Below are 22,068 nucleotides of genomic sequence, written 5' to 3' on the forward strand. Positions count from 1 at the left end.
TCGGAGAATCCCGCGCCTGCCCGCACGCGCGCCTGCCCCGTCGCCGGGGCGGGCTGCATCGCGAAGGAGGCTCGGGACGCCATCTGCTTACTCACTCGTGCACCGTGTCGAGCAGCCTGTGCTCGATGGCATAGCGCACCAGTTCCACCTGGCCGGCAAGGGTCATCTTGTCGAGGATGTGGGACTTGTGCGTACTGACGGTCTTGATGCTCAGGGACAGTTCGTCGGCGATGTCGCTGAGCGACGCCCCGTGCACGATCCGGCTGAAGATGCAGTACTCGCGGTCGGTCAGCCGGTCGTGCGGCAGGCCCTCGCCCGGGTGGCTGGCCAGCAGCTCGGTGACTTCGGCACTGACGAACATGCGGCCGCCGGCGGCGCGGCGCATCGCGCACAGCACGGTCGCGGCGTCCGCCTTGAGCGAGAGGAACCCGAGCGCGCCGGCGCGGATGGCGCGCAGCGCATAGAGCTCCTCGCGTTGCGCGCTGAACACCAGCACGCCCAGCCGCGGCCGCTCGGCCTTGATCAACTTGATCAGCTCGATGCCGCTGCGCCCCGGCATGGTCAGGTCCAGCATGACCAGGCCCCAGTCGCGGGCGCGGACCTTGTCGACCAGCTCGCGGCTGTCGCGGGCCTCGCCGCTCACGGCCAGGTCCTCGGTGCCGGCGACGAGCGCGCGGACACCCGCGCGGACGATCGGGAACTCGTTGGCGAGCAGGACTTCGATGCGCACGCGGTTACTCCAGCGTGGGATCGAGCAGCTTGTGCTCGATCGCGTAGCGCACCAGGTCGACGTGCCCGTGCAGGTTCAGCTTGTCGAGGATGTGCGACTTGTGGGTGCTGACGGTCTTGATGCTCAGCGACAGGTCGTCGGCGATCTCGGTCAGCGCGTGGCCGCGCACGATGCGGTCGAAGATGCCGTATTCGCGATCCGTCAGCAGCGTGTGCAGCGGCGCGTCGGCCCGGCGCGCCGGATCGATCGAGAGCAGCGCCGCCACTTCCTGGGTGAAATGCACGCCGCCCGCCGCGATGCTGCGCATCGCCGACAGGATGGTCTCGGGGTCGGCGTCCTTGGCCAGGTAGCCGCAGGCGCCGGCGCGGATCGCGCGCAGCGCGTAGTGCTCCTCGCTCTGCGCGCTGAACACGAGGACGGGCAGGCGCGGCAGCTCCTGCTTGATCAGCTTGATCAGCTCCAGGCCGCTGCGGCCGGGGATCCACAGGTCGAGTACGGCGAGGCCCCATGCGCGCGAGCGCAGCAACTCCAGGGCGGCATGGCCATTGCCGGTCTCCGCCCCGACCACCAGGTCGTGCGTCCCCTCGATCATGCGGCGCAGCCCGCAGCGGACGACCGGGTGGCCGTCAGCGAGCATCACTTCTGTTTTCATTTCAGCCCCGAGCCGGGCCTTCGGCATCGATGTGGCGGCTTGTTTCCGCTCTTGTGCCTGGCCCGGGTTTTCCCTCGATGCCCGGATGGTCGTCCGAAGTGAATTTTCACGACTTGACGTGAGTCAAGCGGAATGTCGTCGGGGCGGGAATGGCTCCCAGATCGGTGCCGCGCTCCGCTGCAGGCGGTCCGCTGTCGTGCCATGCCAACGCCGCGCAGGCCGGCGCTCGCCGCGGCGCCCTGCATGCTCTGCCTGCCGCGTCCTACAGCGCGGGCCTTCCGCGTTGCCGAGGATGCAGGCAACAAGGAATCCCCATGCCCGCACCGACCAGTTCGCGCACCCTCTGGAAGGGCGCCATCAGTTTCGGACTCGTGCACATCCCCGTCACGCTGCATTCGGCGACGGCGGAGAACCGCATGAAGTTCAACCTGCTGAACAAGTCCACCATGACCCGCGTGGGCAACCAGCAGGTGGACAAGTCCTCCGGCGAAGCCATGCCGCGCGAGGAAATCGTCAAGGGCTTCGAGGTCGAGAAGGACCAGTTCGTCGTGCTCACGCCCGACGAGATCAAGGCCGCCCTGCCGAAATCCACCCAGACCATCTCGATCGAGGCCTTCGTCGACCGCGACGCGGTCCCGGCCGTGTTCTTCCACAAGCCCTACTACGTGAGCCCGGGCGGCAAGGGCGGGCAGAAGCCGTTCGCGCTGCTGCGGGAAACGCTCGCGCGCACCGGCAAGGTCGGCATCGCCCGGGTCGTGATCTCCACCAAGCAGCACCTCGCCGCGCTCATCCCGCAGGACCAGGGCCTGGTGCTGAACCTGCTGCGCTGGTCCGACGAGGTCCGCGACGTGGCCGGCCTGGCCTGGCCGGGCGAAGACGTCGGCGTCAGTGCGGCGGAACTGAAGATGGCGGAGCAGCTGGTGGAGGCCATGGCCGGCGAATGGCAGCCCGACCTGTTCCACGACGAGTTCCGCGAGAAGCTGATGGAACTGGTCGAACAGAAGCAGTGCGAAGGCGGCGTGCGCCAGGTGGCGCCGCTGCCCGGCGAGGAAGTGCCCGCGGCGAGCGCCGAAGTCATCGACCTCACCGAGCTGCTGCGACGCAGCCTCAAGGGCAATGCCGCCGCGGCGCCCGCAGCGGCACCCGCCGCGAAGAAGAGCGCGGCGGCCAAGCGCGAGGAAGCAGCGAACGACGACGCGGCACCCGTGCGCAAGGCGGCGGCGCGCAAGACCGGCACCACCGCGCGTGCCAGCGTGAAGCCGGCGACCCCCCGGCGCAAGAACGGTTGATCGCCGCAGGGTTGCCGATGAAGTCCCTGCGCAGTGCTGCCGCCCTGCTGGTGGTGGCCGGGCTCGTCCTGGCAGGCTGCCGCGAGCGGCCGGCGTCGTCCGGGCATACGGCCGTCCTCGGCAGCAACGGCCCCGATGCGACCGCGAGCGAGCCCGCGCTGGACGACGGGCGCGGCCAGGCCATCCCGCCGCCGCCCGCGCCGGCCGGCGCGCAGCCGCAGGTGGTGCGCTCCGGCGAGGCAGCGGCACTGGCCGTGTGGGTGCAGGACGGCCATGTGCTCGCGTCGGCCTTCGCGCGGCCGGGAGGATGGGCCCCGGCGAAGCCGCTGGAAGACATCTATGGCGAGGCCAGCGATCCGCAACTGGCCAGCAACGGGCGCGCTGCGGCCATGGCCGTGTGGCGGCACACCGTGGGCAGCATCCAGAGCCTGCGCTTCAGCCGCTTCGATGCCGCCTCCGGCTGGACGCCGCCCGACGTGGTGCCGGGCGCGCTGCCGCGGCCGAATGCGGCCGGTGCGGCGCGCGACGACGACGCCCCGCGCCTGACCATGGACGCGGACGGCAACGTGATCGCGCGCTGGGCCAGCGGCTTTGCGCCGACCGAGGAGCAGGTCGCGCGCTACACGCCCGGCCAGGGCTGGTCGCGCGCCCTCAGCGAGCCTGTGGCGTCAGCGCAGAGCGCATCGCCTGCACCCCCTGCTCCATCATCTGCCCGATAGCGGGCGCGAGCGCATCGGGCAGCAGGTCCGTGATCCAGACGAAGCGGCAGCTGTCCGCGCCGGTCGCCACGACCTGCGCCGAGGCGTTGTGGTGCGTCGCGCGCGCGCCGCTGGCGCTGTAGACGATGCGCCGCGCCGCATCGTCCAGCGTCACCAGCCGTTCGCGCGCCTCCATGCCGTTGAAGAAGGTCACGCGGCGCACGGCGCCCTCCTCCTCCAGCGCGCAGGCGGTGACGAAGCCGGCGGCCAGCCGGTCGACGGCGCCGAAATCGCGCAGCGCCGCCCACGCGGCCTCGGCGGGGATGGGCAGTTCGAATTCCTTGTGGATGGTGGCCATCAGCTTCTCCTCGGTGCTGCCACGCCCGCCTCGCGGGCCTCCGCCACCAGCCAGTCGGCGAAGCCCTGCGCGCTCGGGTGCTGCGCGGCGTGCGGCGCGAGCGTGACGAAATAGCCGCGGCGCGACGCCGCGGGACTGCGGAACGGCGCGACCAGCTTCTTCTCGCGCACGAAGTCGGCGAGCAGCGGCAGCCGCCCGATGACGACGCCCTGCCCCGCGATGGCGGCCGCGACCGCTTCGCCGTAGCGGGTGAAGCGCAGTGTGTGCGCCATGTGCACGGCGGACAAGCCCATGAGCTCCAGCCACGGTTCCCATTCGGCGGTGAGGGGCGCATCGTGCATCTCCACCGTGAGCAGGGTGTGGCGCTCGAGGTCGGCCGGCGTCTTCAGCGGCCGGCGCGCGTCGCGCAGCAGGCCGGGTGCGCACATCGGCTGCACTTCCTCCTCGAACAGCAGCGGCCCGCGCCCCTGCGCGCTGGGCACGAAGCGCACCGCCAGTTCCACGCCGCCGCGGGCCAGGTCCACCAGTTCCAGCGTGGCGGAGATGCGCACGTCGACTTCGGGATGCGCGGCGGTGAAGCGCACCAGCCGCGGGATCAGCCAGAACGAGGCGAACCCCGGGGTGCAGGTGACCGTGAGCTGCTGGCGCGCCGCCGTGCTGCGCACGCGCGCGGCGGCATCGCGCAGGCGTTCGAGGCTGTCCTCCACCGCGCGATGCAGGATGCGGCCGGCGTCCGTGAGTGCGAGCGCGCGGTGGCGGCGCTCGAACAGCGCGGCGCCCACGCTGTCTTCGAGTTGCTGGATCTGGCGGCTGACCGCCGACTGCGAGAGCGCGAGTTCGTCGCCGGCGCGGGTGAAGCTCAGGTGCCGCACGGCCGCCTCGAAGGTGTGCAGCAGGTCCAGGCGCAACTGCCGGGAGCGCGGCACGGCGGCGCTGTTCGCATTCGCTGCATGCATGCGATCCATGCAAATCCGCCGTTTCTCGCCCGAGGAAGCGGCCAGTATAGTGATTCGCAGGTCGCATGCGAAGGAGCCCAGCATGGAAGCCGTTCCCACCGTCACCCTGCCAGCCCGGCAGCTGTTCGAGATCACGGACGCCGCCGGCGTGCGCATCCTCTGCACGGCCGGCAGCCTCTGGCTCACGCTGGACCACGATCCGCGCGACGTGGTCCTGCAGGCCGGCGACAGCTTCGAAGCCGCAGCGTCGCGCCGGCTCCTGCTCTACGCCTTCGAGCCGTCGACGTTCGCGCTGGCGAGCGCGGCTGCGCTCGACGGGCCGCGCTGCGCGAAGGGCCAGGCCGCGCAGCCGGTGGCCCCGGCGCGCGTGTGGTCCGCCACGCGCGCGGCCGGCGCCGCGTGAGCGGCCCAGCCTGGACTGGCTAGAACCCCGACAGCGGCAGCTCGATGCCGATCTTGGCGCCGTTGTCGCGCCCGCCGGTGCGGGTGTTCATCGTCCGCAGCCCCAGGTGCATCTTGATCGGCGAGAGGCCGAAGGCGCGCATCTGCCAGTCGGCGCTGAATTCGGCGATGCGGATGCGGTCCGACGTGGGGAATGCCAGGTTCTCGACCTGGCTCGAAGGGTTGACGTCGGCGCGGATGAAGCGCAGCGCATAGCGCAGGGCGTTCGCGCTGCGCAGCGGCGTGACGCTCACGCCGATCGCGTGGGCGCGGCCGTCGCCGCCGATGAAGTGGCCGATCGGCAATCCCTCGTGGTACATGCCGTCGCGGAACTGGGAGTGCCGGTAGGCGATGTTCGGCACCCCCTTCTTCAGGCCGAACAGGCGCGCGCTCATGGTGTCCGCGGTTTCCACGTGCCACTGCAGCCGCGTCGCCGCCCAGGTGTGCTTGAACTGCAGGCCCGCCAGGCTCAGGTAGTCGGTCGGCCGCAGGCCGGCTTCGTCCTCGCCGATGAATTGCCCGTAGAGCGTCAGCGGGTTGCCGCCCGGCAGCCAGGTGTAGCGGGCATCGAAGCCCGCGATCTCGTTGTTGAAGGTGTCGATGTCGTTCGATCGCCCCCGGATCGCATCGACCAGGTCCCCGAAGCCGTTGCCGCCGCCGGCACCGCCCCACTGGATCAGGCGCGAGGCCGCCACTTCGAGCTGCGGCAGCGGCCGGGCCTGCAGGCGCAGTGCGAACACGCGCGCGCCCGGCACAACCCGGTTGTGCTGCATGCGGCCCAGGAAGGCTTCGTAGCTCCAGGGCCCCAGCCACGCCAGCCAGCGCGTCTCGAAGGGCCGCTCCTGCCCGCGCTTCAGTCCGAAGCCGGGGATCGCCAGCCCGGTGTTCGACCAGATCAGGCTGCCGTCCTGGCCCGGGCCCCACCAGTGCGGCAGTTGGCCGGCGTACAGCACCTGCCCGCCCCACTGGCCGGCCAGGTAGCTGCCTTCCAGGTTGCCGTGCGACTGGCGGTCGGTCAGCGGGCTGAACAGCTTGTGGAGCTCGAGCCGGCCCGCGAGGTTCTCGCGATTCATCTGCAGCCAGGCGCTGGCATCGCCCTCGCCGCGCACCGGCTCCTCGAAACCGAAGGAGGGCAGCGAGTTGGTGTTGGCCCGCAGGGCCACGCCGGCGCCGGTGCGGGCGCGGTAGTGCGCGAGTTCGGCCTCGACGGCGGCCAGCACGCTGACGTCGGTCGCACCGACGGTGGCGCGGCGCCCGGCCAGCGCGGACTCGATCGCCGCCAGCGGCAGCGGCCACGCCGAGGTGGACAGGCTGATCACGCCGCGGTCGGCGAGCCACTGCAGGTCGTCACGCAGGCGCTCGTTGCCCGCTTCGACCAGCACCGCGCTCTGCGCCCAGGCCTGGCCGCCGGTCAACGCCGCGATCGCGAGCGCGATGCCGCCGGCCAGTTTCGAAACGCTACTCCGCTCCAGTTTCATTTTCATCGATTCGTCCTTCAGGAACATCGTGCAGGCCAGAAGAAAGCGCCGAACCCGCCAGGGCTCATGGCAAGGTGCGGCGCAGGCTTTCGAAAAACAGGTCCGACTGCAGGCGCTCGCCCAGCGTCTGGGCGGCGACGCGCGCGGCCAGCGCGGGCGCCACGGGCTGCAGCGGCCGGCCGGTGGACATCGCCAGGACCTGGGCCTGGCAGGCGCGTTCGAGATAGTAGAGGTCGTCGAAGGCGTGGCCGATGCGCTCGCCGCACACGATCACGCCATGGTTGCCCAGGAAGGCGACGTCCGCGCCGCCCAGCGCCCGCGCGATGCGCTCGCCCTCGGAGGCATCGAGCGCCAGGCCGTTGTAGGCGGCATCGACCGCGATGCGGCCGTGGAAGCGCATCGCGTTCTGCGACAGCGTGGTGTCGAGGGCGCGCACATCGGTGAGCGTCAGCGCGGTCGCGTAGGGCATGTGGGTGTGGAGCACGCAGGCCTTGCCGGCGATGCGGTGCACGGCGGCATGAATGTACATCGCCGTGGGCTCCACCGCGTGGCTGCCGGCCAGCCTGTTGCCCTGCGCGTCGACCAGGACGATGTGGTGGGCCTGCACCTCGCTCCATTGCAGCCCGCGCGGATTCAGCAGGAACCAGTCCGGTCGTCCCGGCAGCGCGATGCTGAAGTGGTTGCAGACGCCCTCGCCCAGACCATGGTGCGCGGCCGCCCGGAGGGCCAGCGCGAGGTCGGAGCGCAGGGCGCGCAGCGCGCTGCCGTGGAACAGGTCCTCGATGTCGTCGTTGCGCATCCTCGATGGCTCGCGTCGGGTCGAAAGCGCGCACTGTACAACGTGCGGGCGGTCTCGCATGCGTACACGCATGCACCCCCATTCACATGCCATGCACACGCCTCTGCGCGGCGTGAGGTTTTGTCCTACACCGCGCCCGGAGCGGAGATGACACGATCGTTTTCAATCCGAATCCGTTCCCCTCGTTGAAGTTGCACCCTGCCGCATCGCCTTCGCCCGCTCCGGGCGCCCCGCCCGCCCTCCCCGCCCTGCGCGCCGCCACCCGCGGCCACCACGAACGCCTCGATCGCCTGATCGACCTGCGTCGCCTGCGCGACGCGCGCCGCTATGGCCGCGTGCTGCAGGTGCTCGATGGTTTCCTCGCCCCCTGGGAGGCGTCCGTCGCCGCGGCCCTGCCCCCCGCGTGGGAGGCATGGCTGCGCAAGCGTTCGCGCCGCGCCTTCCTGCAGCGCGATCTCGGCGTCCTGGGCCTGGCCGCCGGCCACCGCCCGCGGCCGATGCCCTCGCTGCCCACGGCGGGTGCCGCCTGGGGCTCCGTCTACGTCATGGAAGGTTCCGCCCTGGGCGGGCAGGTGATCACGCGCAGCCTGGCGGATGCCGGCCTGCGGCCGGACCGCGGCGCCGCCTACTTCCACGGCTGGGGCCCGGCCACGGGCGCGATGTGGAAGGAAGTGCGCTTGCTGCTGGACCAGCAGCTCGCCGATCCCGACACCCTGGCGCAGGCCTGCGCCGGCGCCTGCGCCACCTTCGACGCCCTCGCCTTCCACCTTGAAACGGCATTGCATGAGCGCCCTCCCCTTGCCTGACCTCGCGCAATGCGCGACCGAGCCGATCCGCACCCCGGGCGCCATCCAGCCGCACGGGCGCATGGCGGTGCTCGCCGCCGGCGACGGCCGCTTGCTCGCCTACAGCAGCAACTGGGCGTCCGCGGAGGAAGCGCAGGAGGCGATCGCGCGCCTGCCGGTCGACAGCGGCTCGCTGCAGGCCGGCCACGGCCCGGCCTGGCTGGGCACGCTGGCACTCGCCGGCCGCGACCACGATGCCGCCGCCCACCGGCAAGGCGACTTCGTGATCGTCGAATACGAGCCGGCCGGCCCTGCCTCGGGCCTGCACGCGCCGATCTACTCGGTGGCCCGCGAGGTGCTGCCGCAGGTGCAGCGGGCCGACTCCATCGCCACGCTGTGCGAAATCGTGGCGCGCGAGATGAAGCGGCTGACCGGCTTCGGCCGCTGCCTGGTCTACCGCTTCGATGCCGACGGGCACGGCGAAGTGCTGGCCGAGCGCCTGGACGCCGGTTACGAGAGCTATGCCGGGCACCGCTTTCCCGCCACCGACGTGCCGGCGCAGGCCCGCGCGCTGTACCTGGCCAACCACATCCGCCTGATCCCGGACGCGAACTACGAACCGGTGCCGCTGGTCGCAGCCAGCGGGGCGCCCGATCCTTCCGGCCTTGACCTGAGCTTCGCCAGCCTGCGCAGCGTCTCGCCCGTGCACCTGGAATACATGCGCAACATGGGCACCATCGCCTCGATGTCGGTGTCCGTGGTGTCGCGCGGACGGCTCTGGGGGCTGATCTCCTGCCACGACCACGCGGCGCGCCACCTGCCGTTCCAGGCCCGCGTGGCCTGCGAACACCTCGGGCGGCTGCTGTCGCTGCAGGTCCAGGCGCAGGAAGACAACGCCGAAGTCGCCCAGCGCCTGGCGCTGCACCAGCGCGTGCTCAACGTGGTGGCGCTCATGGCGGAGACCGACGGTTCGCTGCAGCGCCTGGCCGACCCCGACCTCGCCTTGCACCGTCTCCCCGATGCGAGCGGCGCCGCGGTGGTCCTGAACGACTCCGTCTGGAGCATCGGCGATACCCCGCCGGCGGGCGCCGTGCGCGAGCTCGCGCACTGGATCGCGGCGCGCGGCGGCGAGATGTTCTGCAGCGACCGGCTGGCGGAACTCTACGAGCCGGGCGCCGCGCTGCTGCCTGGCTGCGCCGGCGTGCTCGCCATCTCCATCTCGCAGGTGCACCGCCACGTCGTGATGTGGTTCCGCCCGGAGCTGGTGCAGACCATCCAGTGGGCCGGCGACCCGCGCCAGAAGCTCCCGGGCGAAGGGCGCCTGCATCCGCGCCAGAGTTTCGACAGCTGGCAGGAACGCGTGCGCGGCCGCTCGGCGCCGTGGTCCGCCGCGCAGCAGTCCGCCGTGTCGGAGCTGCGCCAGGCGCTGCTGGCCCTGGTGCTGCGGCGGGCCGAGGAACTGGCCGGCCATGCCGTGGAGCTGGGTCGCGTCAACAAGGAACTCGAGGCTTTCAGCTATACCGTCTCGCACGACCTGCGCGCGCCCATGCGCCACATCGCCGGCTACATCGACCTGGTGATGGAGGACAACGCGCGCAGGCTGGACGAACGCTCCACGCGCTACCTGCGGCACGTGAAGGACGCCGCCGCCTATGCCGGCAAGCTGGTCGACGCCCTGCTCGACTTCTCGCGCCTGGGCCGCTTCGCGCTCAAGCCCCAGTGGGTGGACAGCACCGCGCTGGTGGAGGACCTGGTGGACGAACTGCGCCAGCAGGAAAAGGGCCGCACGATCGAGTGGGAGCTCGCACGGCCGCTGCCGCGCCTCTGGGCCGATCCGCTGCTGCTGCAGGTGGCGGTGCGCAACCTGATGGCCAATGCGGTGAAGTACACCCGCGGCCGCCACCCGGCGCGCATCCGCATCGCGCCGATCGCGCTGCCCGACGGACCCGGGCTGGAGATCAGCGACAACGGGGTCGGCTTCCCGATGAAATACGTCGGCAAGCTGTTCGGCGTGTTCCAGCGGCTGCACCGCACGGAGGACTTCGACGGCACCGGGATCGGGCTGGCGAACGTCAAGCGCATCGTCGAACGCCATGGCGGCACCGTGTGGGCGCGCGGCGAACCCGACCAGGGCGCCACCTTCGGCTTCGTGCTGCCGCCGCCGGCCGGCGAACCGGCCGCCGCCCCGCAGACCAACAACGAGGAACCCGCCTGATGCTCAAACCCATCCTGCTGGTCGAAGATGACCCCCGCGACCTGGAACTCACCCTGGTCGCGCTCGAACGCAGCCAGCTCGCCAACGAAGTGATCATCGTGCGCGACGGCGAGGCGGCGCTCGAATACCTGACGCGCACCGGCGAATACGCCGGCCGCAGCGAAGGCAATCCGGCCGTGGTGCTGCTGGACCTGAAGCTGCCGAAGGTCAATGGCCTGGAAGTGCTGCAGACCGTGCGCTCCACCGAATCCCTGCGCAGCATCCCGGTGGTGATGCTCACCTCCTCCCATGAGGAGACCGACGTCCTGCGCAGCTACCAGCTCGGCGTGAACGCGTACGTGGTCAAGCCGGTGGAGTTCAAGCAGTTCGTGGAGGCCATCGCCGACCTCGGCATCTTCTGGGCGGTGCTCAACGAACCGCCGCCGGGCTCCCTGCGCACGAGGCGGCGCCATGAGTGAGGCGGCGCAAGGACAGCGTGCACCCTTGCGCGCCCTGCTGGTCGAGGACTCGCGCCTCGATGCGGAGCTGGTGCGCGTGCAGCTGGAACGCCACTGGCCCGGGGTGCAGCTGGACGTGCTGCGCGACGAGGCCGCGTTCATCGCGGCGCTGCGCGCGGGCGGATGGGACGTGGTGCTGTCGGACTTCGAGCTGCCCGGATTCACCGGCGCCGACCTGCTCGCGCACCGCAACGTGGTGGCGCCGAAGCTTCCCTTCATCTTCGTCTCCGGCGTGATCGGCGAGGACAACGCGGCGGAGCTGCTGAAGAAGGGCGCCACCGACTACGTGAGCAAGAGCCGGCTGGCGCGGCTGGCGCCGGTGCTGGAACGCGCGCTGCGCGAGGCCGACGAACGGCGTGCCCGCGTCCGCGCCGAACGCCAGCTGCGGCAGGCCGACCGCACCTTGGCGCGCGTGCTCGACGCCTTGCGGGATTACGCGGTGATCCTGCTGGACGACGAGGGCTGCATCCAGTTCTGGAACCGCGGCGCCCGCATGATCTTCGGCTACGACGCCGCGGAGATCCTGGGCACGTCGGCCCAGCGCCTGTTCGCCCCCGAGGACGGACCGGCGGAAGCCCTGGCGGCGGAGATGCGCGCCGCCCGCGAGCACGGGCGGGCCAGCGACAACCGCTGGCTCGCGACGCGCAGCGGCGAGCGCCTGTGGGCCGAGGGCGTGCTGACGGCGCTGGAGGACGACGAGGGCCGGCCCAACGGCTTCTGCAAGCTGGTGCACGACGGCACCCGGCGCCACCTCGCCGGCGAGGCCCTGCGCGCCGCCAAGGAAGAAGCCGACCGGGCGAACCAGGCGAAGGACCGCTTCCTGGCGGTGCTCTCGCACGAATTGCGCACGCCGCTGGCGCCCATCACCACCGCGGTCCACGTGCTGGAGAAGTCGGCCCGCATCGACGAGCGGCACCGCGACCTGCTGCCGATGATCCGGCGCAACGTGGCGCTGGAAGCGCGCCTGATCGACGACCTGCTGGACCTGACCGCCATCAACGCCGGCAAGGTGAGCCTGCACAAGGAGCGGGTCGACATGCACCAGCTGGTGCAGGCCGTGGTCGGCATGGTGGCCGACACCCTGGGCGAGAAGCGCATCGAGCTCGAACTGTCGCTCCAGGCCCGCGATCCCTTCGTGGAAGCCGACCAGGCCCGCATGCAGCAGGTGCTGTGGAACATCGTGCGCAACGCCCTGAAGTTCACGCCCGTGGGCGGGCGCGTGCTCCTGCACAGCGAAAGCCGCGAGGGCGAATTCCACCTGGCTTGCGCCGATTCCGGCATCGGCATCGCGAGCGACGCGCTGGCCCGCATCTTCAGCCCCTTCGAGCAGGCCGATGCGGACGTGGCGCGCAGCTTCGGCGGCCTCGGCCTCGGCCTGGCCATCGCCCAGGGCCTGATGGTGCAGCACGGCGGGCGCATCCGCGCCAGCAGCGACGGCCGCGGCCGCGGTGCCACCTTCGCCATCACCCTGCCGAGTGCCGCGTCCGGCAGCGAGCAGCCCGCCGCTGCCGCCACCCTCGAAACGGCGCAGTCCGAGCGCAAGCGCGTGCTGCTGGTCGAGGACAACCAGGACGCCGCCACGGTGCTGGCGCTGTGCCTGGAGGAATATGGCTACGTGGTGGAGCACGTGAGCACCTGCGCCGAGGCGCTGCGCGCCGCCAGCGACGGCAGCTTCGATGCCGTGCTCACCGACCTCGGGCTGCCGGATGGCAGCGGCATCGACGTGGGCCGGGCGCTGTCGGGCCGCCTGCCCGTGGTGGCGCTCAGCGGCTACGGGCGCGACCACGATCGCGAGCGCTCCTCGCAGGCGGGCTTCGCAGCCCACCTGGTCAAGCCCGCGGACCCGGCCCAGGTCCATGCCTGCCTCAGCGGGCTGCTGTCAGGACAAGCCTCTCCCGCGTAGGGCACGGCGAAGCACGGCAGGGCGTCCGCGTCGGACGGGCATTGCGGTCCGGGTCTTACAGCCGGGCTTGCGGCGGCCACCCATACTGCGTCCACAGCAAACAGATAAGGGAGTCTTAGCCATGCGTAAATCTGCTTTCGTGATCGCCGGTCTGGTGTCCGCCGCCTCCATCGCCCTGGTGGGGTGCGACGTGCAGAAGACCCAGGAAGGCAATGTCAGCGTGCCCAAGTACGAAGTGTCCAAGACGCAGGAAGGCGACGTCACGCTGCCCAAGTACGACGTCGATGCGCCGAAGGTCGACGTGACCACCGAGCAGAAGGACGTGAACGTCCCGAAGGTGGGCGTGTACACCGAGAAGGAAACGCTGACGGTGCCGAAGGTGGAAGTCACCCCGGCGAAGGACCGCGACGACGACAAGGTCGCCCAGACGAACAAGTCCGAGAACAAGTAATCCGGCCACGCCGGGATTGCGCGGGCCGGCCTTGCCGGCCTTTTTCGTTGGCGCGTCCGACGCCGGGTAGGAGGCCTTCCTCCGCAGGGCGAGGCGTTGTCCGGCACGCGTGCCAGACAAGGCCGCCAACTGGACCACCCCCGCCCCGCAGAGTTGGCAACCGACTTAGACTGCGGCCTGCCCCCGCGTCGCGGGGCTTGCCGTACCGTGCCACACAACACCATCCCAGCCCACGTTCTCCTCGTCGACGACCAGCCCGCCAACCTGCTGGCGCTGGAGGCGGTCCTCGACACGCTCGGCGTCAACATGGTGCGCGCCGTTTCCGGGCCCGAGGCCCTCGAGGCCGTCGCCCGCCAGGATTTCGCGGCGATCCTGCTCGACGTTCGCATGCCCGGCATGGACGGCTTCGAGGTGGCCCGCGAGATCCGCGCCCGCGCCCGCTCGCGCTTCACGCCCATCCTGTTCGTCACCGCCGGCGACGACCCGGACGACGCCATGCTCTCGGCCTATGCGCTGGGCGCGGTCGACTTCCTCGCCAAGCCGCTGCGGGCCGAGATCCTGAAGGCCAAGGTGGCCGTGTTCGTGGAGCTGTACCGCAGCAAGGAAGAACTGCGCCTGCGCGAGCGGCGCGATTTCGAGCAGCGGCTGGAAGCCAAGGAGGAGCGCTACCGCGCCCTGTTCGAATCCATCGACGAGGGCTTCTGCGTGCTGCGGCTGGTGCGCGACGAGCAGGGCAACGTGCGCGACTACCGCTTCGAGGAGGCCAACGAGGCCTTCACCATGCACACCGGCATCAAGGATGCGGTGGGCAAGTCGATCCGCGAACTCGCGCCCGGCCACGAGGGCCACTGGTTCCAGATCTACGACCGCGTGGCGCGCACCGGCGAGGCCACCCGCTTCGTCGAGGAAGCCAAGGTGATGAAACGCTGGTTCGACGTCTATGCCTCGCGCCTGGGCGGCGCCGGCAGCGACCTGGTCGCGGTGCTGTTCTCCGACATCACGCAGCGCCTGCTCGCCGAGCAGGACCTGCGCCGACTCAACGACGAACTGGCGCAGGCCAATCGCCGCAAGACCGAATTCCTCGCCACCCTCGCGCATGAACTGCGCAACCCGCTCGCGCCCCTGTCGAACGGGCTGCACCTGATGCGCATGGGGGCGAGCAAGCCCGAACTGCTGGAGAAGACCCGGCAGATGATGGAAAGGCAGATCCAGCATATGGTCCACCTCGTCGACGACCTGCTCGATGTCGCGCGCATCAGCACAGGCAAGGTCGAATTGCGCCGCCAGCGGATCGATCTCAAGGAAGTGGTGGCGACGGCCGTCGAGACCAGCGCCTCCCTGATCGAATCCGGCCACCACAAGCTGCACGTGGAGCTGCCTTCGCAGCCGCTGCCGATGGACGCCGACCCGACGCGCATCGCCCAGGTGGTGAGCAACCTCCTGAACAACGCCGCCAAGTACACCCCCGAGGCCGGGCGCATCACGCTCAAGGTCCGGGTGGAGGGCAACGAAGCCGTGCTCTCGGTCACGGACACCGGCGTCGGCATCGACGCCGAGGCGCTCTCCAAGGTGTTCGAGATGTTCGCCCAGGTGCCCAGCAGCGCGGCCAAGCCGCAGGGCGGCCTGGGCATCGGCCTGTCGCTGGTGCAGAGCCTGGTGGCGCTGCACGGCGGCACGGTCTCGGCTTCGAGCGAGGGCGTCAGCAAGGGCAGCACCTTCACCGTGAGGCTGCCGCTCGCGGGCGCCGAAGCGGGCGGGGCCGACGACCGGTCCGCCACTCCGGCGGCCAGCTCGGGCCAGCTGCAGGTGATGGTGGTGGACGACAACGCCGATGCCGCCGAGAGCCTGGGCGTGCTGCTGGACATCGAAGGCCACGCGGCCTACATCGCCCACACGGGAGCCGAGGCGCTGCAGATCGCGCAGGAGCATGCGCTGGACGTCGTGTTCCTCGACATCGGCCTGCCGGACATGAGCGGCTACGACGTCGCCCGGCGCCTGCGCATGCTGCCCGCCCTGCAGCAGACGCTGCTGGTCGCGCTCACGGGCTGGGGCACGCAGGATGACCGGCAGCGCACGCGCGAGGCCGGCTTCGACCGCCACCTGACGAAGCCGGCGGAGCTGCCCGCCGTCGAGGAGTTGCTGCGCGCTGCGGCCCTGGCGAAACGCGCGGGCTGAGTGCCGGGGTTGGGCGCCCCGGTGGAGCGCTGGGGTTCGGGCGCTGCGCGCCTCACCACCAGCCTACACGCGCTCCAGCACGTCGCGCACGATGTCTTCCAGCATCGTGGCGAGGGCGGAGACGGTGGTGTCCGCCTGCGGGGCCTGGCGCGACTGCTGCCACAGCTCCGAGAACGGATCGCGGCGCGCCTCCACGGCCGCCACGACTTCGCTGCGCCACGCGGCCGGTGGCTCCTGGCCGGGCAGCGTGCGGTGCGCCACCACCAGGTAGGTCAGGACCAGGCTCTCGGTGAAGGTCTGCAGCAGTTCGTCGCCGAGTTGCACCTGCGGCTGGCCGCCGGGCGAGCCGCGGTTGCGCCACGCCGCCGCCACGTAGGCGGCACCGCCGCCGATCATGGCGCCGAGCGCCGCGGCCGCCCCTAGCGTCAGCCCGCCGGTCAGCAGATCGATGCCGGCGCCCACCGCCGCGCCGGTCGCGGCACCGGCCATGCCGGCCTGCGGCGAGTCGACCGGCTGCTGCTCGCTGAAGCCGCCGCCCATGCGCGCGCCGGCCACGGGCGCCAGCGGCGCGCCGGCGCGATGGATCTGCACGAGTTCGGCCAGCACCGCGGCCTCGCCTGCGCGCAGGCGCTGCAGCAAGGCATGGCGCGCGCCCTCGCGCGCACGCTGGGTGGCATCGCGTTCGGCGGCGTTGACCAGGTGGCGCAGGGAGACCGGGGCGCTGCCCACGTCCTCGCTGTCGCGCGCGGCCCGGGCCAGTTCGGTCGCCAGCACGCGCATGGCTTCGCCGAAGCGCACCGCATTGCGGTCCTTCCAGGTGGCGGCCAGCCGCTCGAAGCCGGCGCGCTTGGTCGTCGCGACGCGGGCGGCGGCCGCATCCAGCAGCACCGCGTCGCCCAGCCAGTGGGCCGTGACGCGCTCCACCGGCAGCACCTGCGCCCCGATGCCAAGCTGCTGCGCGGCCTCGCCGCAGGCGTCGTCGTCGGGGGCCAGCACCAGGGTGGGCTGGGCCACCCAGTGCAGCAGGCGGCTCGCCTGCCGCAGGTCGCCCGCCTTCGACGGCACGACCAGCATCAGGTCGGTATCCGCCAGCGTGGCCTGCACCGCGTCCCGGTTCTCCTGCGGCCGGGGGGCGGACTTGAAGCGGCCCACCAGGTCCTGCAGCCAGGCCTGCGCCGGCGAGCCGCCACCGGCTTGCGCCGTGACCACGGCGGCGGGCGGCTGGAAGCCCGGCGGCACCTCGAACACGCGCAGCACGTCGCCCTTGGCGGTGCTGAAGACCGTCCACGGAGCGTCGTCCGCGGGCGGCGCGCGGTCGGCCACCTGGTGCAGCATGCGCAGCACCGCATCGCGCCCGGGCCCGCTGGCCGCCACCAGCCCGATGGTGATGCGCGCCGGGCTCACGCGCGCCAGCACCTGCACGAAGTAGGGATCGCGCAGGTCGATGCGCACGGCGCGCGCCAGCCGCCGGCGCCGCCAGCCGCTCCAGGCCGCCAGCACGGCCCGCGGGATCACCACCAGCAGGAACAGCAGCGCCAGGTACATCCAGACCCAGCGCCGCGCCTCCTCGACGCCGATGGCGGCGCCGGAATGGAAGGACATGCGCTGCAGGTCCGCCACGCTGAAGGATTCGAAGGGCAGCAGGGCCACCACCGGCGCGAACAACGCGCGCAGGAACGCATGCACCTGGCCCACGTCCAGCAGCGTGCTTTCCCAGCCGACCCGGTACTCGCGCACGATGCCGCCCAGCACGATCGAGAAGGCCAGGCCCAGCGCCCAGCCGCCGGCGCTCAGGTGCAGCAACTGCTTGAACCAGAGCCACTGCTGGCTGGCGGTGACGCGCAGCCACTGTTCGTGGAAGCGCGCCAGCACGTCGGTGTGCAGGCGGCCGGTGCGCCGCCCGGGCCGCGGCAGGCCGGCGAGCCAGCGCTGCAGGCCCGCGACCGGCAGGTGCGGCGCCCGCGGCAGGAACAGCGACAGCAGCATCACGACATAGACCGTGAGGTTCCAGGCCAGCACGCCGAGCAGGGGCGGCGAGAGCATGTTCACCTGGTGCGGGTTGTCGATGCGGTCGATGGCGGCGCCCAGCACGCAGGCGGCCAGGGGAATGGCCAGCAGCAGCCAGCGCTGCCAGCCTTCCGGATCCTGCAGCGCCGCGATGCGCGGCTGCCGGTTCTCGACCACGGCCAGCATGCGGCGCGCCCGCTGCTGCAGGTACTCGGGGAAATCGACCCCGCCGGCGGCCTTGCCGCGGCTGGCCTCGAGGGCCTCGCGCTCGATCTGTTCGCGTTCGACGGCGCTCAGGATCTTGCCCTGCGTATCCACGTCCTCCACGGCGCGCGCCAGCACCAGTTGCCGCGCGCTGGCTTCGTCGAGGAGCAGGACGCCTTCTTCCATCGGTTTTGCAAGTCTGCCCGATTTACCAGGCTTCACGGGTGTCGCCTGCGGGTCACAAGCGGTAACCCTCCTGCATCTTTCTTCGTGCGCTGGCGCAAGCCGGATACGCATCGGCCCTCCAATGCACGCGGGGCGATGGGCGTGGCCCTGGAGGCAGGTCGACATGGCGAACGAGGCGAGGCAGGCGACGGGGGTGGTCAAGCCTTCGGGTGGGGCCGACGGTGCGCCGGGCACCGGCCAGAGCGGCGAAGGAGCGCGCAGCGCGCTGGAACACCTGATGCAGCAGGAGCGCAGGCGCGATGCGCAACGCCCGCGCGACACCGGCCCGCCTGCGCGCGATCCGCCCGCCAGCCGCTAGGCCAGCGGCGCGGCCGCTCAGCGCGCCTGGCGCAGGAAGCGGCGGACGTTGTCCGGGTCGTGGCCCACGTAGGTGACCGCGTGCTCGAGTTCCTTCTCGTTGCAACCCAGCCAGTTGCACCAGTTGCGGCGCTCCCATTCCGGCTCGAGGTGGATCAGCAACTGGTCGGCAACCATCTTGTTCGCGTCTTCGGACATGATCAGTTCCCCTTTCCGATGCTTCAGGGTAGGCGGCGTACGGCCCCGGCGCGGCAGGACGAGCCACCGGCTTGCTGTGCGCGGGCGGGTTCGCCGGCTGTAGGAGGCGCGGCCGCAGAGCCGCCTGTCCTGCGGGTGGCTCCGGCGTGCGACTACAGGCCGTCGCCGCGCCCGCCGTCACCATGGCTCCTTCCACAAGGAGTCTCGCCATGCTGCTTCGCAAGCTGATCGTGTTCGCCGTCACGTCCGGACTCGCCAAGAAGGCCTGGGACCATCACCAGCAGAAGGACAAGCGCAAGATGCCCGTCGACATCACCGAGGTGGTCGCGCGGCCCGTGGCGAGCGCCGATCCTGCGGAGCGGCGCGGCCAGCGCAAGATGGGCGCGCGCCGCCGCGGCGAGGGGCCGGCTTCGTAACAGGCGCCCAACCGGCGGGCATTACACTGCCAGGATGCGCTCTGCCCAATCCCTGCTGATCCTCGCGATCGCCGCCGCCTGCTGCGCCAGCGCCCAGGCCCAGTCCACCTCCGGCAAGAAGGAGACCGTCGCCCGCATCCTGAAGGTGCAGCAACCCGGGATGGAAGCGCTTGCGCGCAATCTCGTGGAGCAGCCTGCGATGGAGATGATGGACCGCGCCGGCGCCGCCCTGCCCCAGCGGGTGCCGCCGGAGAAGCGCGAAGCCGTGGGCCGCGACATCCAGAACGACGTCAAGAAGTTCGTCGACGACACCGTGCCGATCGTGCGCGAGCGCGTGGTGAAGCTGGCGCCCTCCACCGTCGGCGCGATGATGGAAGAGAAGTTCACCGAGGCCGAACTGAAGGAAATCGCGACGATGATGGAATCGCCGACCTTCGCCAAGTTCCAGGCCATGGGCGGGGACCTGCAGCGTTCGCTGGTGGAAAAGCTGATCGTGGAAACCAAGCCGCAGGTCGAACCGAGGCTGCGCACCCTGGAAGAAACGATCGCCAAGCGCCTGGGCGTGAACACGGAAGCGCCGAAGGCGGCCGCGCCGGCGCCGGCGCCGAAGGCGCCAGCGAAGAAGTAACCCGCCGTCATTCCCGCGGAGGCGTCGACCGTCATTCGCGCGGAGGCGTGCAAACGACCGTCATTCGCGGAGGCGTGCAACCGACCGTCGTTCGCGGAGGCGTGCAAACGACCGTCATTCCCGCGGAGGCGGGAATCCAGGGCTTCCGCTTTCACGCGCTGCGCGCGTGCTCTGGGCCCCCGCCTGCGCGGGGGTGACGGGTAAGAGCGCGGCGATACGCCGTCATTCCCGCGGAGGCGGGAATCCAGGGCTTCTGTTTTCACGCGCTGCGCGCGTGCTCTGGGCCCCCGCCTTCGCGGGGGTGACGGGTAAGAGCGGGGCGACGGCTCAAGGCCCGGGGGCGACGCGTAGGAGCTTCCAAATCACGACAAGAAGCCCGCAGTAACCGAAGGCAAAAAAAGGGCGGCCCGCAGGCCGCCCACTCCGACTCCTCTGTTGTCCGGTCTCAGGCCGCCGCGTCCGGCGTCGGCTGCGCGCTGGCGGCGCCGTTCAGTCCGACTTTCGAGTCGAAGCTGAAACAGGCCGCCTCGAAGGCGCGGATCTCGTGCAAGGCTTCCTTGAGGCTCATCTCGCCGGCGTCCATCAGCTTGCCGGCCAGGTGCTCGGTCAGCGGCTTCAGGCGCGACAGCGTCGCCTTGGTCTCGCCGTACAGGCGCTCGCTCTGCATCTCCATGATCGCGCGCGTCTCTTCGTCCACCGTTCGGTTGCTGCCCTCGTTGAGCGCGCCGAAGTTCAGGCGCGTCTTGCGGTACATGCCCATCTCGGCCACCGCGTGGTGCAGCAGCTTGGTCACGCGCGTGATGTCGTTGTGGGCGCCGTTGGTGGTGCCCTCCTCGCCGAAGAACAGTTCCTCGTTGGCCATGCCGCCCAGCAGCACGCGCACGTCGTGCTCGATGTCGGCCTTGGTCTTCAGAAGGTTGCTGCCCTGCTTGTGGAACACGAAGCCCAGCGCGTTGTTGCGCGGATTGGCCTTGAGCGAGATCTTGATCGTCTTCATCTCGGCCTGCAGCTTCTCCCAGTCGCCGCCGGCGCGCTTGCGTTCCAGCTCGAAGTCGACCAGGAAGTGGCCCCACTCATGGATCGCGATGATGCGGCGATCGCGCTCGCGTTCCTTCGTCGTGTTGCCGTTGACGTTGCCCACCAGCACGCGCTCGGCGGCCTGCATCAGCGTCTCGGCGTCGATCAGGTCGCCGGCCTGCACCGCGGTGATGCCGGCCTGGTTGACGATGGTCTCCAGGTCCGCCGGGCTGCGGCCCTCCGTGATCTCCACGAAGTGGCGCAGGTCGAGGTCGGGGGCGACCTTCTCGGCGCGCTGCTGCAGGTAGTACTGGACGATCGAGCGCCGCTCTTCCTTGTTCGGCAGGCGGAAATCCACCTTCATCTGGAAGCGGCGCAGCATCGCCTCGTCCATCTGCATGGACTCGGCATTGAAGTTCGACGCCACGATCCAGATGATCTCGGCCTCGCTCTTGGTGCGCACGCCGTCCAGGATCGCCAGCAGCATGTTCTGCGTGTCGTCGTCGAACTTGCGGTGGCCGCCGCGCTTCATGAACAGGTCCTGCGCCTCGTCGAGGAACACGATGCAGCGCTTGCGCCGCTTGGCCATCGAGCAGATCCGCGCCAGCGTGTTCGAGCCGCCGGCGACATAGCCGGTCTCGAGGTTGGCCGCCGAGTGGAACAGGATCGGCAGGTTCAGTTCCTTGGCCAGGTAGCTGGCCAGCTTGGTCTTGCCGGTGCCGGCCGGGCCGCTGAACATCACGTTGAACGGCTTGTTGATGCCGTACTCCGCATACTCGGCGCGCCGTTCGTACTGGTCCTTGATCTGGCGGACTTCGGTCTTGATGTCGTCCATGCCCACCAGGTCCTCGATGGAGCCGTGCACCTGGTTCGGCTCGATGAAGCGCAGCGACTTGAACTGGCCCTTGAGGTGGAAGGCGAGGAAGCCCAGCAGGCCGAGCGTCAGCGCGGCGGACAGCGCGCCGCTCACGCCGGCCTTCCAGCCGTCCTTTTCCGATTGCGGGCGGGCGCCGGCGAAGCGCTCGTCGAGCTTCTCCAGCATGTCCTGGCTGGAGGCGGACAGTTCGCCGCGCGGGATGAAGACCAGCTTGCTGCCCCAGGCCGCGTTCACGGCCTTGTCGGCGAAGATCTTGGTCTCCATGTCGCTCGGGTAGTAGGCGTACTGCGTGCCGTTCGACTCGATCAGCACGATGCGTTCGGAGATGTTCCACATCAGCGGCTTGTAGATCACCGTGATGCGCTGCACCGGGGCCTGCTCCAGGAAGCCGAGCACGGAACCCGTACCGAAGACCACGGGCAGCTTGTCGTTCAGGGTCCACATGGACTCGGCACCGCTGGCCATGGCCATCGCCTTCACCTGCTCGGCCACGGCAGCCTGGCGCTGCAGCACCATGAAGGAGTAGCCGCCGGTCAGCGGGATCATGATCGCGACGGCGATCACCATCGCCTTCACCGCCACGGACTGGATGGAGTACCAGTCCGACAACCGCAGGCCCAGCTTCTTGATGCTGAGCCACAGGCTGGGCGTGGAGGTGCCGGCGGCGTTGCCGTCCACGGAATCTTTGTCGGCGGCGGAAAGGTCGGACATGCTGTTCCTGCTCGGGGCGGGCCGGCGCACGGCGCCAGCC

At 70.7% G+C, this 22,068-nt stretch carries 21 protein-coding genes; 12 read left to right on the plus strand and 9 right to left on the minus strand.

The features are described from left to right. Positions 1-91: 91 nt before the first annotated feature. Together JI746_RS07950 and JI746_RS07955 are read right to left on the minus strand one after the other, a co-directional pair. Positions 92-730: a response regulator gene (locus JI746_RS07950; RefSeq protein WP_201688285.1), complete on the minus strand. Its 639-nt coding sequence runs from the start codon at positions 728-730 to the stop codon at positions 92-94. A gap of 4 nt (positions 731-734) precedes the next feature. Continuing rightward, the gene (locus tag JI746_RS07955; RefSeq protein ID WP_201688286.1) at positions 735-1,382 is read right to left on the minus strand and encodes a response regulator; all 648 of its coding nucleotides are present in this window, start codon (positions 1,380-1,382) and stop codon (positions 735-737) included. A 314-nt stretch (positions 1,383-1,696) separates the two neighbouring features. Here JI746_RS07955 and ku point away from each other — a divergent pair, with 314 nt between their 5' ends. Together ku and JI746_RS07965 are read left to right on the plus strand one after the other, a co-directional pair. Then, positions 1,697-2,671, plus strand: coding sequence for a non-homologous end joining protein Ku (ku, locus tag JI746_RS07960; RefSeq protein ID WP_201688287.1), 975 nt, complete (start codon positions 1,697-1,699; stop codon positions 2,669-2,671). Between the two features lie 17 nt (positions 2,672-2,688). Further along, on the plus strand, positions 2,689-3,390 hold the full coding sequence (locus tag JI746_RS07965; protein ID WP_201688288.1) for a hypothetical protein: 702 nt from the start codon (positions 2,689-2,691) through the stop codon (positions 3,388-3,390). Here the strand turns inward: JI746_RS07965 and JI746_RS07970 are convergent. Then, complete coding sequence (locus tag JI746_RS07970) at positions 3,323-3,727, minus strand: SRPBCC family protein (RefSeq protein WP_201688289.1); 405 nt, start codon at positions 3,725-3,727, stop codon at positions 3,323-3,325. The two genes, JI746_RS07965 and JI746_RS07970, sit on opposite strands and share 68 nt — an antisense overlap. Continuing rightward, entirely contained in the window at positions 3,727-4,683 is a 957-nt protein-coding gene (locus tag JI746_RS07975) for a LysR substrate-binding domain-containing protein (protein ID WP_201688290.1), read from the minus strand. The genes JI746_RS07970 and JI746_RS07975 overlap by 1 nt, the downstream gene beginning before the upstream one ends. Before the next feature lie 82 nt (positions 4,684-4,765). On the opposite strand from JI746_RS07975, the gene JI746_RS07980 reads away from it, so the two are divergent. Next, positions 4,766-5,086, plus strand: coding sequence for a DUF2917 domain-containing protein (locus JI746_RS07980; protein ID WP_201688291.1), 321 nt, complete (start codon positions 4,766-4,768; stop codon positions 5,084-5,086). A gap of 19 nt (positions 5,087-5,105) precedes the next feature. Here JI746_RS07980 and JI746_RS07985 read toward each other — a convergent pair whose 3' ends face one another. Beyond that, a complete protein-coding gene (locus JI746_RS07985; RefSeq protein ID WP_201688292.1) occupies positions 5,106-6,608 on the minus strand; it encodes a capsule assembly Wzi family protein in 1,503 nt (500 codons plus the stop codon). Between the two features lie 58 nt (positions 6,609-6,666). Next, positions 6,667-7,401: an aldolase gene (locus JI746_RS07990; protein WP_201688293.1), complete on the minus strand. Its 735-nt coding sequence runs from the start codon at positions 7,399-7,401 to the stop codon at positions 6,667-6,669. 185 nt (positions 7,402-7,586) lie between these two features. On the opposite strand from JI746_RS07990, the gene JI746_RS07995 reads away from it, so the two are divergent. The 6 genes from JI746_RS07995 to JI746_RS08020 all read left to right on the plus strand — a co-directional run bounded on the left by JI746_RS07995 (position 7,587) and on the right by JI746_RS08020 (position 15,427). Next, positions 7,587-8,207: a biliverdin-producing heme oxygenase gene (locus tag JI746_RS07995; protein WP_201688294.1), complete on the plus strand. Its 621-nt coding sequence runs from the start codon at positions 7,587-7,589 to the stop codon at positions 8,205-8,207. Continuing rightward, entirely contained in the window at positions 8,185-10,401 is a 2,217-nt protein-coding gene (locus JI746_RS08000) for an ATP-binding protein (RefSeq protein ID WP_201688295.1), read from the plus strand. The genes JI746_RS07995 and JI746_RS08000 overlap by 23 nt, the downstream gene beginning before the upstream one ends. Then, the gene (locus JI746_RS08005; RefSeq protein WP_201688296.1) at positions 10,401-10,859 is read left to right on the plus strand and encodes a response regulator; all 459 of its coding nucleotides are present in this window, start codon (positions 10,401-10,403) and stop codon (positions 10,857-10,859) included. Before JI746_RS08000 ends, JI746_RS08005 begins: the two co-directional genes overlap by 1 nt. A 25-nt stretch (positions 10,860-10,884) precedes the next feature. After that, on the plus strand, positions 10,885-12,801 hold the full coding sequence (locus tag JI746_RS08010) for a hybrid sensor histidine kinase/response regulator (RefSeq protein WP_201688297.1): 1,917 nt from the start codon (positions 10,885-10,887) through the stop codon (positions 12,799-12,801). 121 nt (positions 12,802-12,922) lie between these two features. After that, positions 12,923-13,252: a hypothetical protein gene (locus tag JI746_RS08015; protein WP_201688298.1), complete on the plus strand. Its 330-nt coding sequence runs from the start codon at positions 12,923-12,925 to the stop codon at positions 13,250-13,252. Positions 13,253-13,459: 207 nt separating this feature from the next. Further along, positions 13,460-15,427: a hybrid sensor histidine kinase/response regulator gene (locus JI746_RS08020; RefSeq protein WP_201688299.1), complete on the plus strand. Its 1,968-nt coding sequence runs from the start codon at positions 13,460-13,462 to the stop codon at positions 15,425-15,427. 63 nt (positions 15,428-15,490) lie between these two features. Here the strand turns inward: JI746_RS08020 and JI746_RS08025 are convergent, their stop codons facing one another. After that, positions 15,491-17,824, minus strand: coding sequence for a DUF3482 domain-containing protein (locus JI746_RS08025; RefSeq protein ID WP_201688300.1), 2,334 nt, complete (start codon positions 17,822-17,824; stop codon positions 15,491-15,493). A 163-nt stretch (positions 17,825-17,987) separates the two neighbouring features. On the opposite strand from JI746_RS08025, the gene JI746_RS08030 reads away from it, so the two are divergent. Beyond that, positions 17,988-18,182 (plus strand): hypothetical protein, encoded by a 195-nt coding sequence (locus tag JI746_RS08030; protein WP_201688301.1) that lies wholly within the window; start codon positions 17,988-17,990, stop codon positions 18,180-18,182. Positions 18,183-18,199: 17 nt separating this feature from the next. Here the strand turns inward: JI746_RS08030 and JI746_RS08035 are convergent, their stop codons facing one another. Next, a complete protein-coding gene (locus JI746_RS08035) occupies positions 18,200-18,379 on the minus strand; it encodes a DUF3606 domain-containing protein (RefSeq protein ID WP_201688302.1) in 180 nt (59 codons plus the stop codon). 209 nt (positions 18,380-18,588) lie between these two features. On the opposite strand from JI746_RS08035, the gene JI746_RS08040 reads away from it, so the two are divergent. Both JI746_RS08040 and JI746_RS08045 read left to right on the plus strand, forming a co-directional pair. Next, complete coding sequence (locus JI746_RS08040; protein WP_201688303.1) at positions 18,589-18,795, plus strand: hypothetical protein; 207 nt, start codon at positions 18,589-18,591, stop codon at positions 18,793-18,795. 34 nt (positions 18,796-18,829) lie between these two features. Then, positions 18,830-19,423: a hypothetical protein gene (locus tag JI746_RS08045; protein ID WP_201688304.1), complete on the plus strand. Its 594-nt coding sequence runs from the start codon at positions 18,830-18,832 to the stop codon at positions 19,421-19,423. Positions 19,424-19,868: 445 nt separating this feature from the next. On the opposite strand, the gene JI746_RS08050 is transcribed toward JI746_RS08045, so the two are convergent. Then, the gene (locus tag JI746_RS08050; RefSeq protein WP_201688305.1) at positions 19,869-22,028 is read right to left on the minus strand and encodes an AAA family ATPase; all 2,160 of its coding nucleotides are present in this window, start codon (positions 22,026-22,028) and stop codon (positions 19,869-19,871) included. Positions 22,029-22,068: the final 40 nt, after the last annotated feature.

Origin of the sequence: Ramlibacter alkalitolerans (assembly GCF_016722765.1) — a bacterium.
GTDB classification, from domain to species: domain Bacteria; phylum Pseudomonadota; class Gammaproteobacteria; order Burkholderiales; family Burkholderiaceae_C; genus Ramlibacter; species Ramlibacter alkalitolerans.

What these genes read in the sequence shown, in the direction of transcription:
- JI746_RS08005 (WP_201688296.1), top strand. Translation starts at nt 10,401, where the DNA reads ATGCTCAAACCCATCCTGCTGGTCGAAGATGACCCCCGCGACCTGGAA.
- ku (WP_201688287.1), top strand. Translation starts at nt 1,697, where the DNA reads ATGCCCGCACCGACCAGTTCGCGCACCCTCTGGAAGGGCGCCATCAGT.
- JI746_RS08045 (WP_201688304.1), top strand. Translation starts at nt 18,830, where the DNA reads ATGCGCTCTGCCCAATCCCTGCTGATCCTCGCGATCGCCGCCGCCTGC.
- JI746_RS07970 (WP_201688289.1), bottom strand. Translation starts at nt 3,727, where the DNA reads ATGGCCACCATCCACAAGGAATTCGAACTGCCCATCCCCGCCGAGGCC.
- JI746_RS08050 (WP_201688305.1), bottom strand. Translation starts at nt 22,028, where the DNA reads ATGTCCGACCTTTCCGCCGCCGACAAAGATTCCGTGGACGGCAACGCC.
- JI746_RS07965 (WP_201688288.1), top strand. Translation starts at nt 2,689, where the DNA reads ATGAAGTCCCTGCGCAGTGCTGCCGCCCTGCTGGTGGTGGCCGGGCTC.
- JI746_RS07985 (WP_201688292.1), bottom strand. Translation starts at nt 6,608, where the DNA reads ATGAAAATGAAACTGGAGCGGAGTAGCGTTTCGAAACTGGCCGGCGGC.
- JI746_RS08035 (WP_201688302.1), bottom strand. Translation starts at nt 18,379, where the DNA reads ATGTCCGAAGACGCGAACAAGATGGTTGCCGACCAGTTGCTGATCCAC.
- JI746_RS07990 (WP_201688293.1), bottom strand. Translation starts at nt 7,401, where the DNA reads ATGCGCAACGACGACATCGAGGACCTGTTCCACGGCAGCGCGCTGCGC.
- JI746_RS07955 (WP_201688286.1), bottom strand. Translation starts at nt 1,382, where the DNA reads ATGAAAACAGAAGTGATGCTCGCTGACGGCCACCCGGTCGTCCGCTGC.
- JI746_RS08030 (WP_201688301.1), top strand. Translation starts at nt 17,988, where the DNA reads ATGGCGAACGAGGCGAGGCAGGCGACGGGGGTGGTCAAGCCTTCGGGT.
- JI746_RS08025 (WP_201688300.1), bottom strand. Translation starts at nt 17,824, where the DNA reads ATGGAAGAAGGCGTCCTGCTCCTCGACGAAGCCAGCGCGCGGCAACTG.
- JI746_RS08040 (WP_201688303.1), top strand. Translation starts at nt 18,589, where the DNA reads ATGCTGCTTCGCAAGCTGATCGTGTTCGCCGTCACGTCCGGACTCGCC.
- JI746_RS07975 (WP_201688290.1), bottom strand. Translation starts at nt 4,683, where the DNA reads ATGCATGCAGCGAATGCGAACAGCGCCGCCGTGCCGCGCTCCCGGCAG.
- JI746_RS08000 (WP_201688295.1), top strand. Translation starts at nt 8,185, where the DNA reads ATGAGCGCCCTCCCCTTGCCTGACCTCGCGCAATGCGCGACCGAGCCG.
- JI746_RS07980 (WP_201688291.1), top strand. Translation starts at nt 4,766, where the DNA reads ATGGAAGCCGTTCCCACCGTCACCCTGCCAGCCCGGCAGCTGTTCGAG.
- JI746_RS08015 (WP_201688298.1), top strand. Translation starts at nt 12,923, where the DNA reads ATGCGTAAATCTGCTTTCGTGATCGCCGGTCTGGTGTCCGCCGCCTCC.